The 14,792-nt window shown below is 73.8% G+C and carries 16 protein-coding genes and 3 pseudogenes; 10 read left to right on the plus strand and 9 right to left on the minus strand.

Translation table 11 applies throughout. The annotated features are described in order from the left end of the window. Positions 1-156: 156 nt before the first annotated feature. Positions 157-1,152: a helix-turn-helix domain-containing protein gene (locus ACVMYR_RS19510; RefSeq protein ID WP_077937225.1), complete on the minus strand. Its 996-nt coding sequence runs from the start codon at positions 1,150-1,152 to the stop codon at positions 157-159. Positions 1,153-1,244: 92 nt separating this feature from the next. After that, positions 1,245-1,688, minus strand: coding sequence for a winged helix-turn-helix transcriptional regulator (locus tag ACVMYR_RS19515; RefSeq protein ID WP_077937226.1), 444 nt, complete (start codon positions 1,686-1,688; stop codon positions 1,245-1,247). Positions 1,689-1,826: 138 nt separating this feature from the next. On the opposite strand from ACVMYR_RS19515, the gene ACVMYR_RS19520 reads away from it, so the two are divergent. Further along, the gene (locus ACVMYR_RS19520; RefSeq protein ID WP_457122367.1) at positions 1,827-2,693 is read left to right on the plus strand and encodes an aldo/keto reductase family oxidoreductase; all 867 of its coding nucleotides are present in this window, start codon (positions 1,827-1,829) and stop codon (positions 2,691-2,693) included. Between the two features lie 94 nt (positions 2,694-2,787). Here ACVMYR_RS19520 and ACVMYR_RS19525 read toward each other — a convergent pair whose 3' ends face one another. From ACVMYR_RS19525 to ACVMYR_RS19540, 4 genes are all read right to left on the minus strand, one after another. Then, positions 2,788-3,291: a hypothetical protein gene (locus tag ACVMYR_RS19525; RefSeq protein ID WP_043962890.1), complete on the minus strand. Its 504-nt coding sequence runs from the start codon at positions 3,289-3,291 to the stop codon at positions 2,788-2,790. 108 nt (positions 3,292-3,399) lie between these two features. Next, entirely contained in the window at positions 3,400-5,031 is a 1,632-nt protein-coding gene (locus ACVMYR_RS19530) for a RecQ family ATP-dependent DNA helicase (RefSeq protein WP_077937228.1), read from the minus strand. A gap of 121 nt (positions 5,032-5,152) precedes the next feature. After that, positions 5,153-6,103: a TIGR03557 family F420-dependent LLM class oxidoreductase gene (locus ACVMYR_RS19535; protein ID WP_457122368.1), complete on the minus strand. Its 951-nt coding sequence runs from the start codon at positions 6,101-6,103 to the stop codon at positions 5,153-5,155. Between the two features lie 143 nt (positions 6,104-6,246). Continuing rightward, complete coding sequence (locus ACVMYR_RS19540; protein ID WP_255378728.1) at positions 6,247-6,372, minus strand: hypothetical protein; 126 nt, start codon at positions 6,370-6,372, stop codon at positions 6,247-6,249. A 147-nt stretch (positions 6,373-6,519) separates the two neighbouring features. On the opposite strand from ACVMYR_RS19540, the pseudogene ACVMYR_RS19545 reads away from it, so the two are divergent. Both ACVMYR_RS19545 and ACVMYR_RS19550 read left to right on the plus strand, forming a co-directional pair. Further along, a pseudogene (locus tag ACVMYR_RS19545) lies at positions 6,520-7,791 on the plus strand (glycoside hydrolase family 3 protein); the annotation flags it as partial. Between the two features lie 102 nt (positions 7,792-7,893). Then, positions 7,894-8,166 (plus strand): annotated as a pseudogene (locus ACVMYR_RS19550) (hypothetical protein); the annotation flags it as partial. 181 nt (positions 8,167-8,347) lie between these two features. Here ACVMYR_RS19550 and ACVMYR_RS19555 read toward each other — a convergent pair. Further along, positions 8,348-8,635: a GNAT family N-acetyltransferase gene (locus tag ACVMYR_RS19555; protein WP_043962894.1), complete on the minus strand. Its 288-nt coding sequence runs from the start codon at positions 8,633-8,635 to the stop codon at positions 8,348-8,350. A 236-nt stretch (positions 8,636-8,871) separates the two neighbouring features. On the opposite strand from ACVMYR_RS19555, the gene ACVMYR_RS19560 reads away from it, so the two are divergent. From ACVMYR_RS19560 to ACVMYR_RS19590, 7 genes and pseudogenes are all read left to right on the plus strand, one after another. Beyond that, positions 8,872-9,237 carry a hypothetical protein gene (locus tag ACVMYR_RS19560; RefSeq protein WP_077937230.1) on the plus strand — a complete coding sequence of 122 codons (366 nt, stop codon included), beginning with the start codon at positions 8,872-8,874 and terminating at the stop codon, positions 9,235-9,237. Positions 9,238-9,300: 63 nt separating this feature from the next. Then, complete coding sequence (locus ACVMYR_RS19565) at positions 9,301-10,125, plus strand: DUF1206 domain-containing protein (protein ID WP_457122369.1); 825 nt, start codon at positions 9,301-9,303, stop codon at positions 10,123-10,125. Positions 10,126-10,233: 108 nt separating this feature from the next. Next, positions 10,234-11,415, plus strand: a pseudogene (locus ACVMYR_RS19570) (mechanosensitive ion channel family protein); the annotation flags it as partial. 312 nt (positions 11,416-11,727) lie between these two features. Beyond that, a complete protein-coding gene (locus tag ACVMYR_RS19575; protein ID WP_457122370.1) occupies positions 11,728-12,162 on the plus strand; it encodes a phage holin family protein in 435 nt (144 codons plus the stop codon). Continuing rightward, positions 12,159-12,515: a DUF3618 domain-containing protein gene (locus ACVMYR_RS19580; protein WP_043962899.1), complete on the plus strand. Its 357-nt coding sequence runs from the start codon at positions 12,159-12,161 to the stop codon at positions 12,513-12,515. Before ACVMYR_RS19575 ends, ACVMYR_RS19580 begins: the two co-directional genes overlap by 4 nt. Further along, positions 12,512-12,784 carry a DUF4235 domain-containing protein gene (locus tag ACVMYR_RS19585; RefSeq protein WP_043962900.1) on the plus strand — a complete coding sequence of 91 codons (273 nt, stop codon included), beginning with the start codon at positions 12,512-12,514 and terminating at the stop codon, positions 12,782-12,784. The genes ACVMYR_RS19580 and ACVMYR_RS19585 overlap by 4 nt, the downstream gene beginning before the upstream one ends. Positions 12,785-13,077: 293 nt before the next feature. Further along, entirely contained in the window at positions 13,078-13,281 is a 204-nt protein-coding gene (locus ACVMYR_RS19590; protein WP_007075740.1) for a cold-shock protein, read from the plus strand. A gap of 162 nt (positions 13,282-13,443) precedes the next feature. Here ACVMYR_RS19590 and ACVMYR_RS19595 read toward each other — a convergent pair whose 3' ends face one another. After that, positions 13,444-13,641: a hypothetical protein gene (locus ACVMYR_RS19595; protein ID WP_077937234.1), complete on the minus strand. Its 198-nt coding sequence runs from the start codon at positions 13,639-13,641 to the stop codon at positions 13,444-13,446. A 108-nt stretch (positions 13,642-13,749) separates the two neighbouring features. Then, entirely contained in the window at positions 13,750-14,733 is a 984-nt protein-coding gene (locus ACVMYR_RS19600; RefSeq protein WP_043962902.1) for an aldo/keto reductase, read from the minus strand. Positions 14,734-14,792 lie beyond the last annotated feature (59 nt).

The following is a 14,792-nucleotide window of genomic DNA, read 5'->3' on the forward strand; positions in this document are numbered from 1 at the left end:
CCCGTTACGTGCGGGCCGCCACGGGGTTGCCCCGAGCCCGGCCCGTAACCAGTATCTGGGAGGGGTCGGCCGGAGAGTTGACCTTGGGTGTCAGGTGGTTGACGATCCGTGCCGTCGCACGGCCGGCCCTGCGGCCCCCGATCGCCGCGCCCGGCGTCAGCCGGGCCCCGGCCGGGTGCTCTCCCGCCAGGCCCGGGGGCTGAGGCCGTACGCGGCGCGGAAGGCGCGGCTGAAGTGCGCCTTGTCGCGGAAGCCCCAGCGGGCGGCGATGGCCTGGACGGGCCGGTCGCGCAGCAGCGGGTCGGCCAGGTCCCGCCGGCAGCGTTCCAGCCGCCGGCGGCGGATGGCCCCGCCGACGGACTCCTCCTCGTCGGCGAAGAGGCGGTGCAGGGTGCGCAGGGCGACGTGATGGGCGTCGGCGACGGCCCGGGGCGACAGGTCGGGGTCGCCGAGGTGGCGCTCGATGAAGTCGTGGACCTGGGTGAGCAGCGCCTGCTGGCGCATCTCGGCCGGGAGCCGAGGCTCGGCGTCGAGGTGCCGGGCGAGCAGCATGGTGATCAGGGTGAGGGTGACGTCGGCGAGGTGGGGCGCGTCGGCGGCCCGGAACTGCTCCGGGTGCCGGGTGATCTGGAGCAGGTGCTGGGCCAGCAGCGCCCCGGGGCCCTCCGTGCCCGACATCCGCGCGGCGGTCAGCCCGCCCACCTTGTCGGGGTGCAGCGGCAGGCGGGCGCGGGGCACCAGCGCGGTGACGGCGCTGGCCTGGGCCCGCTCGGCGTCGTGGCCGGAGTGCACGATCCGGTGGGGGCGCGCCCAGTCGACCAGGGTGAGGTCGCCGATCGGGATCGCGTTCGTGGCCCGGCCGGAGTCGATGGCGCTGTTGCCGGCGAGGGTGAGGGCGATCTGGAAGACCTCCGGGTCGGCCTGCCGGATCAGGCGCGGGGTGCGCAGGCCGATCAGGGACTGGTAGTGGAACCGGCACAGCTCGACCTCGCCCAGCGTCAGGATGTCGACGTCGGCCCGGAAGTCCGCCGTGTGCTCGCTGTCCATGGCCATCGGGGCCGAGGCGCGGGAGGCGAGCTCCGTGAAGAAGGGCCAGCGCTCCGCCGCCGGCAGCACGGTCGTGTCCAGCCTTTCGGTGCGCAGCCCACCCATCACCGGCCTCCCCGTCGTCGCCTTCCTCCATTGTCGACGCTTGCGCCGGTGAGGGGTGCCGCCGGGTGGCGCGGCGCCGCCGGGAACCGGCCTCAGGCGGGACGGGTGTCGTACGTCGCGCGGTTGGCCAGCACGTCGTCCATGTGGGCCTCGGCCCACCCCTTCACGCCGCGCAGCGTCTGGTGCAGGGAGTGGCCGAGCGCGGTCAGCTCGTAGGTGACCGTGACGGGCACGGTCGGCGTCACGGTCCGGGTGACCAGGCCGTCGCGTTCGAGGGAGCGCAGCGTCTGGGTCAGCATCTTCTGGCTGACGCCGGCCAGCAGGCGCGACAGCTCCGAATAGCGCAGCGGCCGGGGCTCGCCGCCGCAGTCGGCGCCGAACCGGTGCGAGCCGTCGCTGCCCAGCGCGGCCAGCACCAGGGTGACCCACTTGTCCGCGATGCGGTCGAGCAGTTGGCGACTCGGACACTGCGCCACGAACGCGTCATACTCGGCCTTCGCCCGCGCCCTCTTCTGCTCCGCCGTCGTCGTCGCCATCGGGCCGCCCCTTCCACCGCTGGTGCGTTACACACTTCCAGGTGCCTACTTCCGGACAGGAAGTTACCCGATCAGAGTGGAGTCGGCATCCACGGTGCCCAGCACCGACATCCGAAACCCGAAAGCAGAGGTGCAGCAGTGACCTCCCCTTCCCTTCCCGGCGGCACCTGGACGCTGGGGGACCTGACCGTCACCCGGTTCGGCTACGGCGCCATGCAACTCGCCGGGCCCTGGGTCATGGGTCCGCCGGCCGACCACCACGGCGCGCTCGCCGTCCTCCGGGAGGCAGTCGCCCTCGGCATCACCCACATCGACACCTCCGACGCGTACGGGCCGCACGTCACCAACCGGCTGATCCGCGAGGCGCTGCACCCGTACCCCGACTCGCTGCACATCGTGACCAAGGTCGGCGCGAACCGCGACCAGCGGGGCGGCTGGCCGCCGGCCCGGGACCCAGAGAGCCTGCGTCGGTCCGTGCACGAGAACCTCGACAACCTCGGGCTCGACGTGCTCGACCTGGTCAACCTGCGGCTCGGCGACGCCGAGGGCCCCCAGCCCGGCCCGGTCGCCGAGGCGTTCGAGACGCTCGTCGAGCTCCAGCAGCAGGGCCTGATCCGGCACCTCGGGCTGAGCAACGCGACGCCGGAGCAGGTCGCCGAAGCGAGTGCGATCGCGCCGATCGTGTGCGTGCAGAACATGTACAACCTCGCGCACCGCCAGGATGACGCCCTGATCGACGCGCTCGCCGAGCAGGGCGTCGCCTACGTGCCGTTCTTCCCGCTCGGGGGCTTCACCCCGCTGCAGTCCTCGGCGCTCGCGGCCGTGGCCGCCCGGCTGGAGGCGGCACCCATGTCGGTGGCCCTGGCCTGGCTGCTGCGGCGGTCACCGAACATCCTGCTGATCCCCGGCACCTCGTCCGTGGCGCACCTGCGGGAGAACGTCGCGGGCGCCGGCCTCGCCCTCTCCGCCGACGACCTGGCCGAGCTGGACAAGGTCGGCCGCTAGGACCCGGGAGGACGCTCGATCGTCTGCTGTCGCCGGAGACCTTCGACGGCGTGTCGGCTCAGGAAACAGCAGACGATCGAGCACCCGTGGGAGTTCAGTCGTTGAGCACCTGGGAGAGCCGGTCGCGGAAGCGCCGCTCGGAGTCGCTCACCACGTCGCCGCCGAGGCCCAGGATCCCGCCGCTGGACGCCGCGCTCACCACGTGCTCGGCGATCTCCACGAGCCAGTGCTTGTAGGCGCCGGCCTCGCCCTCGTCGACCTTCTCGGCCAGCAGCCGGGCCGCCGAGGCCGCCCGGTTCAGCACGTCCTCGATCACCGCACGCGGGTCGGCCGGCGCGATCACCGGCAGCTCCTCGCCGGCCTCCGGGTCGCCCACCCGGGACACGATCTCGCCCGCCACGGCGGCCACGAGCGGGCTGCCCGACTCGCGGCCCGTGGCGATGCTCTCCAACCCGGCCGCGTTCTCGGCCATCGTGCGGCGGGCGCTGTCGTGCTCGGCGGCGCTCGCCGCGGTCAGCACCGACTGCGGCAGGCCGACCAGCAGCCCCCACTCCTCGTCGGAGAAACCGAACCCGGTGTACGCCGGCTGCTCGATCACGACCGCGCTCCTCTCGTCGTTGCATCTCTGTGCCGTGGGCACGGTGGTCCGTCCCGGTGCCGTGGCACGGGTCCATCTCGGTGCCGTGGCCTGTCGGCCCGGCTCAGGCTAGTCGAGGGTCAACAGGCCCTGCTCGGACACCACGCGCACCGACAGCGTCTTGTACCCGACCTCCTCGAAGAGCACCGTCATCCGGTCCTCCTCGTAGCTGAGCACCATGCCGGGCCCCCACTCGGGGTGGCGCACCTGGCTGTGCACCGGGAACGGCCCGCTCGCGCCGTCGTCGGCGACGCTGGTGCCGGCGAGGCAGTTGTCGCAGTGCCCGCAGACCCGCGTCATCTGCTCACCGAAGTACGCCAGCAGCGCCTGCCCCCGGCAGCCGGTCGTCTCGGCGAAGGCGCGCATCATGTCCGTCCGCGACCGGGTGACGGTCTGCTGGCGTTCCGCCTCGGCCCGCGCCGCGTCGCCGGCCTCGACCGGCGTCGGCGAGTACCGGGGCGCGCCGATGCGCTGCCGCGACCGCGGCTCGGCGGCGCCGACCTGCTCCAGCAGGGCGAGATACTGGCCCAGCTTGCGCGGCCCCAGGCCCGTCGCCTCCCGCAGCTCCTTCTTGGTGGCCGGCTTGCGCCGCAGCAGGGCCGCCAGGTCACGCAGCTCGGTGGCGTCCGGCAGGCCGCCGCTGAAGAAGCGTTGCAGGCCGACGTCCTCGGCCTGCCACAGCAGCAGCACCCGGGCCGGCTCCCCGTCGCGCCCGGCCCGGCCGATCTCCTGGAAGTAGCTGTCCGGCGAGTCCGGCAGCGCCATGTGCACCACCCAGGCGATGTTCGGCTTGTCGATGCCCATGCCGAACGCCGAGGTGGCCACCATGATGGGCACCCGGTCGGCGAGGAACGCCTCGTGCAGCTCGCCGCGCGCCCCGGCGGGCATCCCGCCGTGGTAGAACTCGGCCGGGAAGCCGGCGTCGGTGAGCCGGGCGGCCAGCTCCTCGGCCGCCCGCCGGGTCGGCACGTAGATGATCCCGGGGCGCCTGTCCTCGCGCAGCAGGGCGAGCAGCCGCCGCCACCGGTAGTCCTCGGTGGGGCAGTGCGCGACCTCCAGGAACAGGTTCGGCCGGTCCAGCCCGGACACCACCACCTCGGCGTCGCGCAGCCGCAGCCGGGCGACGATGTCGTCGCGTACCGGCGGGGAGGCCGTGGCGGTCAGGGCGACCACCGGGGGCCGGCCGATGCCCTCGATGAGGTGCCCCAGCGCCAGGTAGTCGGGGCGGAAGTCGTGCCCCCAGGCCGAGATGCAGTGCGCCTCGTCGATCGCCACGAGCGCCGGCTTGAGCGACCTGACCTCGGCCATCCGGTCGGGGTTGGCCAACTGCTCCGGCGTGATGAACAGGAACTCGGCCCGGCCCGCGCGGACCTCCTCGATCGCCTCCGCCTGCTGGGCGGGCGTCTCGTCCGAGCTGATCCGCACCGCCCGCAGCTCGGGGCGGCGGCGCTCGTTGAGGGCCGCGATCTGGTCCTGCTGGAGGGCGAGCAGTGGGGAGATCACCACGGTCGGACCGGGGATCAGGCTGGCCGGGATCTGGTAGATCGCCGACTTGCCGGCACCGGTGGGCAGCACCACCAGGGCGTCGCGTCGCTTCATCACCGCGCGCATGGCGGCGAGCTGGTTGGGCCGCAGCGCTTTCCAGCCGAAGAGGCTCCGCGCCGCGCGGCGCAACGTCATGGAGTGCGTGGACAGCTTCATCGAGGGCCGGAGGTACCCGAAGCGATCACCCCCGAAACCCGGCGGGAGGAAGGAAGGGCCCCCTGTTAACGCTTTCTGTTGCACAGGGGACCCTTCCTAACACCGCCCGGACCGCGGCGGTTCAGCGCAGCCGGGGGAGCACGGAGGCGCGGTAGAGCTCGAACAGCCCCTCGTGGTGCGGGCCGGTGTTGGCCACGTAGACCTCGTCGAAGCCGGCCTGCGCGTACCGGTCGATCATCTCCAGGTGCGCGTCGGCGCTGTCGCCGCACACGAACGACTCCTTCATCATCTCCGGCCGCACGAGCTGCCCGGCCTGCTCGAAGTGCCGGGGCGAGGGCAGCACCTGGGACAGCTCGCCCGGCACGCCGGCGTTGGGCCACCGCTCGTACGCGATCGCCGCGCCGGCGTCCTCGCTGTCGGCGTACGCCGCCTTGAAGCCGGCCTGGCACGGCTTGTCGCCGCCCCCGCCGGAGCGGAACCGGCGGACCAGGTCGGCGTCGGGCGACGTGCTGACGTACCCGTCGCCGATGCGGGCGGCCAGGTCGACGGCCTTCGGGCCGAAACCGGAGACATAGACCGGAGGGGGAGCGTCGGGCAGGGTGTAGAGGCGGGCGTGCTCGACGGTGTAATGCCGGCCGTGGTGGTTGACGAACCCGCCCCGCCACAGCTCGCGCATCACCTCGACGGCCTCCTCCAGCATCTCCAGGCGCACGTCGGCCTGCGGCCAGGCGTCGCCGAAGATGTGCTCGTTGAGGGCCTCGCCGGAGCCCACCCCGAGGAAGAACCGCCCCTGGTGCAGCACGGCGCTGGTCGCCGCCGCCTGGGCGAGCACCGCCGGGTGGATACGCACCGTCGGGCAGGTCACGGCCGTGGTGACCGGCAGCGAGCAGACCTGGCTGAGCGCCCCGATCATCGACCAGACGAACGGGCTCTGGCCCTGGGCGTCCGTCCACGGATGGTAGTGGTCGGAGATCCACAGCGCCTCGAAGCCGGCCCGCTCGGCACCCCGGGCCTGCTCCAGCAGTTGCGCCGGGGTCAGCTCCTCGCTGGACAGGAAGTAGCCGATCCTCATCGTTCCCCCTCGCCGTGCCCGGCGCGCGGCGCACCGGCGGCACGACGACAGCCGTACCCCATGGGCCAAGGGGTGAACCCGGCGCGGCGGGGCGGCGGCCGTGGTGGCGGGCCGGTGCCGCCCGCCGGGCGGCGGACGTGGGGTCAGCGCCGGCCGAACATGGCCCGGATCGCGGCGAGCAGCAGGAGGCCGCCGACGATCAGGCCGAGCAGGCGGACGCCGGGCACGTCGGCCGCGCTGGTGGCGTCGGCGAGCGGCGGGACAGGCATGTGGGAACTCTCCCACGAAGGGCCGGACCGCGCCAGACAGTAACAGTAAGGTTTATTGACTATTTGCCGGCGGTGGTGTGACCATGGCAGCACCGCCGCGGCCAGCGGCCGGTCCGACACGGCACAAGACGGGGGTACGGCAGCCGCATGAGCAGCGCACCGACGGGGAACCTGGCGAGCCTGGCGGCCGCCGTCCTGCAACCCGGATTCGTCGGCACCACCCCGCCGCCGTGGGTCCTGCGGTGGCTCGGCGACGGGCTCGGCTCGGTGGTGCTCTTCGCCCGCAACATCGTCGACCTCGACCAGGTCGCCGCGCTCACCGCCGCGCTGCGCGCCGAGCGCCCCGACGTGATCGTCGCCATCGACGAGGAGGCCGGCGACGTCACCCGCATCGAGTCCGGCCGGGGCAGCTCCCGGCCCGGCAACTTCGCCCTCGGCGCCGTCGACGACCCGCAGCTGACCGCCGAGGTCGCCCGCGACCTGGGCCGCGAGCTGGCATCCGTCGGGGTCACCCTCGACTACGCCCCGGACGCCGACGTCAACTCCAACCCCGCCAACCCCGTGATCGGGGTACGCGCCTTCGGCGCCGACCCGGACCTCGTCGCGCGGCACACCGCCGCCTGGGTACGCGGCCTCCAGTCCGGCGGCGTCGCCGCCTGCGCCAAGCACTTCCCCGGCCACGGCGACACCCGCGTCGACTCCCACCACGACCTGCCCCGCATCGGCGGCAGCCGCGCACAGCTCGACGCCGCCGAACTGGTGCCGTTCCGGGCCGCCGTGGCGGCCGGGGTGCAGGCGGTGATGACCGGCCACCTCCTCGTGCCGGCCCTCGACCCGCGGCTGCCGGCCACCCTCAGCCCCCGCATCCTCGGCGGCCTGCTCCGCGAGGAACTGGGCTTCTCGGGCGTGATCGTCACCGACGCGGTGGAGATGCGGGCGGTCGCCGACCGGTACGGCTTCGCCGGCGCGGCGGTCCGCGCCCTCGCCGCCGGAGCGGACGCGATCTGCGTCGGCGGTGAACGCGCCGACGAGGACGCCGCCCGCGAGCTGCGCGACGCGATCGTCGCCGCCGTCGTCTCCGGCGAGCTGCCCGAACAACGGCTGGCCGAGGCGGCCAAGCGGGTCGGCCAGCTCGCCGCCTGGACGGTGGCCGCCCGGGCCGACGCCCCGTCCCGCCCCACCGTCACGCCCGGCGGCTCCCCGATCGGGCTGGCCGCCGCCCGCCGCGCCGTACGGGTCACGGCGAGCGCCGCCGGGGCCCTGCCGCTGGCCGGGGCCCCGCACGTGGTCGAGTTCGAGCCGCCCCGCAACATCGCCATCGGCGCGGAGACCCCGTGGGGGATCGCCGCCCCGCTGGCCGCCCTGCTCCCGGGCACCACCGCGGTCCGCCTCGGCGCGGACGATCTCGGTGACGTCCCCGCAGGGGCGGTCGGCGGTGCTCCTGCCGGTGCTGCTGATGCTCTTGCCGGTCCTGCCGGCGGAGTTCTTGCCGGTGCTGCCGGCGGAGTTCTTGCCGGTGCTGTCGCCGGGGCCGCCGGCCGGCCGCTGGTGCTGGTCGTCCGCGACCTGCACCGGCACGACTGGATGCGCGCCGCCGTGGCCCGGGCCCTCGTCGCCCGCCCGGACGCGGTGGTGGTCGAGCTGGGCGTGCCGGCCCTCGTCACAGGCGCCGTGCACGTCGCCACCCACGGCGCGACCCGGGCCGGTGCCCTGGCCGCCGCCGAACTGCTGGCCGGCACAGGACTCGCCGCCGCGATGCCGCTGGCCGGCGTGGCCGAGCCCGTGGTCGGCTGAACCCTCTGCCGGAGGGGCTTCGGTGGTGCCTGCCTGCCGGCGGGGTCTGCTGTCCGGCGGTGCCTGTTGCCCGGCGGCGTCTGCGGCTCGGGTGCGGCTGCTGCTCGACGGTGCCTGCTGCTCTGCTTCGGCTGAGCCCGGCCTCGGCTGGGCGCGGCGGGGTCAGGTGCCGTTGCGGCCGTCAGGGGGCGGGGGTGACCAGGTCCGCGTACTCGGGGTGGCGCTCGATGAAGGCCGCCATGAACGGGCACCTCGGCACCACCCGGCCGCCGCGCTCGCGGACCTGGTCCAGGGTGGCCCGCATCAGCGCCGCCCCGACACCCATGTTCTGGAACTTCGCGTCGACCTCGGTGTGTGTGAAGATCAGCACCTCGCCCCGGGGCAGGTACGCGGTGAACCCGGCCAGCGCGTCGTCGACCAGGATCTCGAAGCGGTGGCGGGCGGGATTGTCCTCGACCAGGAAGCTCACCCGGCCATTCTGCCCCCGCCACCCGCCGCCCGGTCCAATTCACCCCCACTCCGCGCCCGTCGGCGGCCCGCTGCTGCGTCGTCAGCCCTGCCCGCTCCCGGCGGCCCGCGCCCGTCGGCGGGCGGCCTGCCGCCGGTGCGGGGTGTGAGAAGGGTGCCCTTCTCTACCGGAGGCGTTAACAAGGGGCCCTTCCTTGCACGTCGGGCGGGTCGCGGGGGTCTCGTACCCTTGATCGGGTGACGAACCGACGCGGTACCTCCCCGTCCACCCCCACCCGCCGCGCCGCCGGCCTGCTGGCCGGCCTGGCACTCGGCGTCGCCCTGCTCGCCGGGTGCAGCTCCGAGGGTGCCTCCACCGACTGCGGCCTGGACTCCTGCGCGGTGACCTTCGACCGGGGCGTCGAGGCCAGCGCCACCATCCTCGGCGTCGAGGCCAAGCTGGTCGGCGCCCAGGGCGACCAGGTGACCGTCGAGGTCGCCGGCGAGCAGCTGTCGCTGACCGTGGGCCAGCAGGCCACCGAGGTCGGCGGCTTCGCCGTCACGCTGGACAGCGTCACCAACGAGCAGGTCGTGATCCGCGTCTCGCGCAACCCCAACGGCTAGCCAGGGTGCCGCGCGGGCGGCGGCCGACGTTTGGGGATCTCCGCAATCGGAGATTGAGGCGCCATGTCACTCACCCGAAACGCCGAAGCCACCGCCTCGCAGGCCGCGAACAGCCGGTGGCTCGAACTACTCGCCCGGGCCGGTTTCATCGGCTACGGCGTCGTGCACCTGCTGTTCGCCTGGCTCGCCCTGCAGATCGCCTTCGGCGACTCGGGCGGCAAGGACGGCGACCAGACCGGTGCGCTGAGCACCCTGGCCGAGCAGCCGATGGGCAAGTTCCTCTGTGTCGCGATCGCCGTCGGCATGCTCGCCATGGCGATCTGGCAGGCGCTGGAGGCCGCCGTCGGGCACCGCGCCGAGCGCGGCCGGGAGCGGGTCTTCGAGCGGATCGCCTCCGCCGCCCGCACCCTCGTCTACCTCTACTTCGCCTGGACCGCCTGGAAGGTCTTCTCCAACGCCGGGTCGAGCGGCGCCGACCAGCAGGAGGCCCTCACCGGCAAGCTGATGGAGTCCACTGGCGGTCGGCTGCTGGTCGGCCTGGCCGGGCTGGTGCTCGCCGCGATCGGCGTCGGCCTGGTGATCTACGGCTGGAAGAAGAAGTTCCGCAAGCACCTCAAGACCGGCGAGATGGACGCGCACACCCAGACCCTGGCCCTGCGCCTCGGCATGGCCGGCTACATCGCCAAGGGCGTCGCGTACGGCATCGCCGGCCTGCTGGTGGTCGTCGCCGCGGTCAACTACGACCCGGAGAAGGCCCGTGGCCTCGACGCCGCGCTGCGCACCCTGCGCGACCAGTCGTACGGCCCGTTCCTGCTCGCCCTGGTCGCCCTCGGCATCGCCTGCTTCGGCGTGTACTGCTTCCTCCAGTCCCGGTACCGCAAGGTGTGATCGTCCTGGCCCGGCCGGTCTCGGCCCGGCTTGGCCGACACGGCGGACAGCGGGCACCATTGGGCCTTTGCCCGGATCAAGGGACCCGCTGAAGGGGGAGAGACACCCGTGCAGAGCTACCTCATGACGATCGTCGCCGCGCTCGCCGCGGCGGCGATCGCCCTTTTCCTGGCCGAGGTGGTGCACCGGACGACCCGTCGGCTCGGCCGACGTTCGTTGCTGATGACCGAGCTGACCGACCACGCGCACCGCCCGTTCCAGGTCGCCGCGACCGTGCTCGCCGTGCAGTTCGCCGTCCGGTTCTCCACCGGCTACGCCGTCGGCACACCGTGGCGGCAGGTGGTGCTGCACGCGCTGGTGCTCGGCATCATCGCCACCCTGTCGTGGCTGGTCGCCTCGCTGCTGGTGGTGGTCGAGGACGTCGCCCTGGCCCGGTTCCGGGTGGACGTGCCGGACAACCGGCACGCCCGCCGCGTGCGTACCCAGGTGGTGATGCTGCGCCGGCTGACCATCGCGGTGATCGTGATCCTCGCCGTCGGCGTGATGCTGATGACCTTCCCGAGCGTCCGGGGCGTCGGGGCCGGCGTGCTGACCTCCGCCGGCGTGGTCGGTGTGGTGGCCGCGCTCGCCGCGCAGAGCCTGCTCGGCAACGTCTTCGCCGGCCTCCAGCTCGCCTTCAGCGACGCGGTGCGCCTCGACGACGTGGTGGTCGTCGAGGGGGAGTGGGGCCGCATCGAGGAGCTGACCCTCAGCTACGTCGTCGTGCAGATCTGGGACGACCGCCGGCTGATCCTGCCCACCTCGTACTTCACCAGCAAGCCCTTCCAGAACTGGACCCGTACGGAGGCGGCGGTGCTGGGCACCGCCGAGTTCGACGTCGACTGGTCGATCAACGTGCAGGCGATGCGGGAGGAGCTGCGCCGGCTGGTGGAGGGCAGCGAGCTGTGGGACGGCCGGGTCTGCGTCCTGCAGGTCACCGACGCCACGGGCGGCCTGATCAAGGTGCGGGCGCTGGTCAGCGCGGCGAACGCCGGCAGCCTGTGGGACCTGCGCTGCCTGGTGCGGGAGCACCTGGTCGGCTGGGTGCGGGACCACCGCCCGACCGCGCTGCCCCGGATGCGTGCCGAGGTCGGCGACGCGTCCGGCGCGCTGCCCTGGCAGGCGGTGCAGCCCCGCCGCCCGGCGCGCCGCCGCGCCGAGGCGGACGTGCCCGACGACGCCCGGGTCTTCGGCGGCAGCGACGACGGCGCGGCCCGCAGCGAGGCGTTCGTGGGCCCGGACGAGCCCGCCGCCCGCCCGGACGCCCCGGCCACGGCCGACAACCACGGCGCAGCCCTCTCCGACAACCCCGGCGCAGCCCCGTCCGACAACCACGCCGCCGCCCCGCGCTGACGGCGTGCACGGCGCGACGTGTCCTGTCCCGGCGGCGGGGCGTTGAACCGGCGGGAGGCCGGCCGCCCCGTCGCGGGGGCCGGGCGGGGTTTGAACGGCCGTCTCCCGGGGACTGCTGCGCGGCGCGGTCAGTGCGACTGGCCGCCCCGCGCAGGATTGACGGGCGGCGACTCCGGGCATACAGCGCGGTGATGACGAAAGGAGGACAGCATGGCTGACGTCGCGAATCACCGCACGTCGCGGACCGGGAGCGAGCCGTCCACCGCCGAACTCGTGCAACGGGCCACGGAGCAGGTCTCCCGACTCGTCCGCGACGAGCTGGCCCTGGCCCGGGCGGAGCTGACCCAGAAGGGCAAGCACGCCGGCATCGGGATCGGCCTCTTCGGCGGCGGCGGCGCACTGGCTCTCTACGGCCTGGGCGCGCTGATCGCCGCCGCGATCCTGCTGCTGGCACTGGTCGTGCCGGTCTGGGCGGCCGCGTTGATCGTCGCGGTGGTGCTCTTCCTGGCGGCCGGGATCCTCGCCCTGGTCGGCAAGAGGCAGGTCGGCCAGGCGGTCCCGCCGGTTCCGGCGGCGGCGGTGCGCAGCGTCCGGGCGGACGTGGACACCGTCACCGCCGCGGTGAAGGACAGGGGACGGGCATGACGGGCGGCGCGAGCAACGGCACCAACGGCACAGGAGACACCGAGGCGCTGCGCGAGGAGATCCGGCGTACCCGGGTGGAGCTCGGCGAGACGATGGAGGCGCTGGCCGCGAAGGCCGACGTGAAGGCCCGGCTGCGCTCCTCCGCCGAGCAGGCCAGGGGGCGGATGCGGGAGCAGGCCGCGCAGACCGTGGCCCGGGTGCGCGGGCAGGCCGCCCAGGGCGCCGAGGCCGCCCGGGAGCGGGCCGCCTCCGGTGCGGAGCTGGGCCGCAGCCCGGTGCCGTGGGCGGCGGTCGCCGCCGGCGCGGTGGCTACCATGATCGTGCTGTTGATCGTCCGGGGGAGGCGCAGGTGAGCAAGGGCATCGGCAGGGCCGCGTACAAGCCTGTCGGGGTGTTGATGGGGTTGGCCGCCGGTGCGGTCGCGGGCGTGATCTTCCGGCAGGTCTGGAAGGTGACGGCCGGCGACGGCGAGGCCCCGAGCGCGACCGACGAGGACCGCGGCTGGGGCGAGATCCTCGCCGCCGCCGCCCTCCAGGGCGCGATCTTCTCCGTGGTCCGCGCGGCCGTCGACCGGGGCGGCGCGGTGGGCGTACGCCGGCTGACCGGCCGCTGGCCCGACTGACCAGCCAGGACAGGCGTGGGCCCCCTTCCCGGGTGACCGGGAAGGGGGCCTTCGTGCGTGCGGGAAGGGCCCGGGAGGCCGGAATTCGGGCGTCCTTCAGGTCACATGTCGAAGAATTTCGTCCGGTAGGCTGTGCAGAGTTTTCGCTACGTGGTTTGCTGTTCCACGCTGTTGCGAGACAGCGTGGGTTGAGAGAAGTCTCCTGCACAGGGGGCCGCCTCAGGCGCCGCTGCTCGAAAACGGCCAATCGGCCGCACGGCGTGCTCGGCCGCCAGTTTTAGAAGGAGATACACATGGCGCAGGGAACCGTGAAGTGGTTCAACGCAGACAAGGGCTTCGGCTTCATCACCGTCGACGGCGGGGGTGCTGACGTGTTCGTCCACTTCTCGGCCATCCAGACCAGCGGCTACCGCACGCTGGAGGAGAACCAGCGGGTGGAGTTCGAGATCGCCCAGGGTCAGAAGGGCCCGCAGGCTGAGCAGGTCCGCCCGATCTGAGCAGCCGTGGCCGGCCCGCCGGCCGAGGGGATGATCCGACCCGGATCAAGTCAAGCCCCGTGTCCCGTTCGGGATGCGGGGCTTTTCACGTGCCCGCCCCACCCCGGGACGATTCCGCCGGGACCGGGTCGCGACCGCCTCCCCACCACCGTGGGCTGGCGGTCAGGGGCGGCGGCGTCGGGCGCGCAGGCCGTACCAGAGGGCCGCAAGTCCGATCAGGACCAGCACCGGGCCGAGCAGTGCCCAGATCCGCTGGTCGGTCATCATGCTCCCGCCGACGTAGCCGAGGCCCTGCACCGTCCAGACGGCGCCGACGACCATCGCGAGCAGGCCGAGGGTGAGCCGGAGCCACCCCTTCATCGCGTCCCCCCTCCGCTCACCGGCCGGGCCCGCCGGCCCGGTCCAGCATGCGCGTCGTTCCAGCATCCGCGTCGTCACCGCGGTGCGCGAGCACCGTCGCCGGGCGGGTCACCACCGGTCGTGCACCTGCGGCCGGATCAGCTCGTCGTAGGTGTCCCGCACGGCGGCCAGCTCGTCGGGCGTGAGCGGCGCGAGGCCGGCCGTGGCGGCGTTGCGCCGGGCCTGCTCGGCGTCGCGGGCACCGGGGATGACCACCGTGACGCCGGGTTGGTCGAGCACCCAGCGCAGCGCGAACTGGGCCATGGTGCGGCCCGTGCCGACCAGCGGGGCGAGCCGGCGCACGGCGGCCAGCCCGGTGCCGAAGTCCACCCCGGAGAACGTCTCCCCGACGTCGAACGACTCGCCGTGCCGGTTGTAGGTGCGGTGGTCGTCGGGGGCGAAGGTGGTGTGCTCGTCGTACCGGCCGGAGAGCAGGCCGCTGGCCAGCGGCACCCGCGCGATGATGCCGACCCCGGCGGCCGAGGCGGCCGGCAGCACCCGGTCGAGGGGCTTGAGGCGCAGCGCGTTCAGGATGATCTGGACGCTGGCCACGCCGGGCCGGGCGATCGCGGTGAGCGCCTGGTCGCAGGTCTCCACGCTGACCCCGTACGCGGCGATGCGCCCGTCGGCGACGAGGGCGTCGAGGGCGTCGAAGACCCGGTCGTCGGCGAACACGGCGGTGGGCGGGCAGTGCAGCTGGACCAGGTCGAGGGTGTCCACGCCGAGGTTGGCCCGGGACCGGTCGGTCCAGGCCCGGAAGTTCTCCGCCGTGTACGCCTCCGGCCGCTGCTCGACCCGGCGGCCCATCTTCGTCGCCACGGTCAGCCCCGCGTCGGGGCGGGACCGCAGGAACCGCCCGATGAACTGCTCGCTGCGCCCGTCGCCGTAGACGTCGGCGGTGTCGACGAACGTGACGCCCGAGTCCACGGCGGCGGCCAGGACGGCCATCGCGTCGGCCTCGTCGACCCGCCCCCAGTCCGCGCCGAGCTGCCAGGCGCCGAGCCCGACCACGCCGACGTGCCGTCCGAGCCGGGTAAAGGTGCGCTGCTCCATGCCCCGAGCCTAGTGATCGGCTTGTCCGGCCGTGCGGCGGGCCGTACCTTAAAACAAGA

Source organism: Micromonospora sp. PTRAS2 (assembly GCF_054052245.1).

Coding starts and splice junctions, on each gene's coding strand:
- ACVMYR_RS19600 (WP_043962902.1), bottom strand. CDS start 14,733: ATGGAGCAGCGCACCTTTACCCGGCTCGGACGGCACGTCGGCGTGGTC.
- ACVMYR_RS19535 (WP_457122368.1), bottom strand. CDS start 6,103: ATGAGGATCGGCTACTTCCTGTCCAGCGAGGAGCTGACCCCGGCGCAA.
- ACVMYR_RS19565 (WP_457122369.1), top strand. CDS start 9,301: ATGTCACTCACCCGAAACGCCGAAGCCACCGCCTCGCAGGCCGCGAAC.
- ACVMYR_RS19515 (WP_077937226.1), bottom strand. CDS start 1,688: ATGGCGACGACGACGGCGGAGCAGAAGAGGGCGCGGGCGAAGGCCGAG.
- ACVMYR_RS19580 (WP_043962899.1), top strand. CDS start 12,159: ATGACGGGCGGCGCGAGCAACGGCACCAACGGCACAGGAGACACCGAG.
- ACVMYR_RS19540 (WP_255378728.1), bottom strand. CDS start 6,372: ATGCCTGTCCCGCCGCTCGCCGACGCCACCAGCGCGGCCGACGTGCCC.
- ACVMYR_RS19575 (WP_457122370.1), top strand. CDS start 11,728: ATGGCTGACGTCGCGAATCACCGCACGTCGCGGACCGGGAGCGAGCCG.
- ACVMYR_RS19530 (WP_077937228.1), bottom strand. CDS start 5,031: ATGAAGCTGTCCACGCACTCCATGACGTTGCGCCGCGCGGCGCGGAGC.
- ACVMYR_RS19595 (WP_077937234.1), bottom strand. CDS start 13,641: ATGAAGGGGTGGCTCCGGCTCACCCTCGGCCTGCTCGCGATGGTCGTC.
- ACVMYR_RS19590 (WP_007075740.1), top strand. CDS start 13,078: ATGGCGCAGGGAACCGTGAAGTGGTTCAACGCAGACAAGGGCTTCGGC.
- ACVMYR_RS19510 (WP_077937225.1), bottom strand. CDS start 1,152: ATGGGTGGGCTGCGCACCGAAAGGCTGGACACGACCGTGCTGCCGGCG.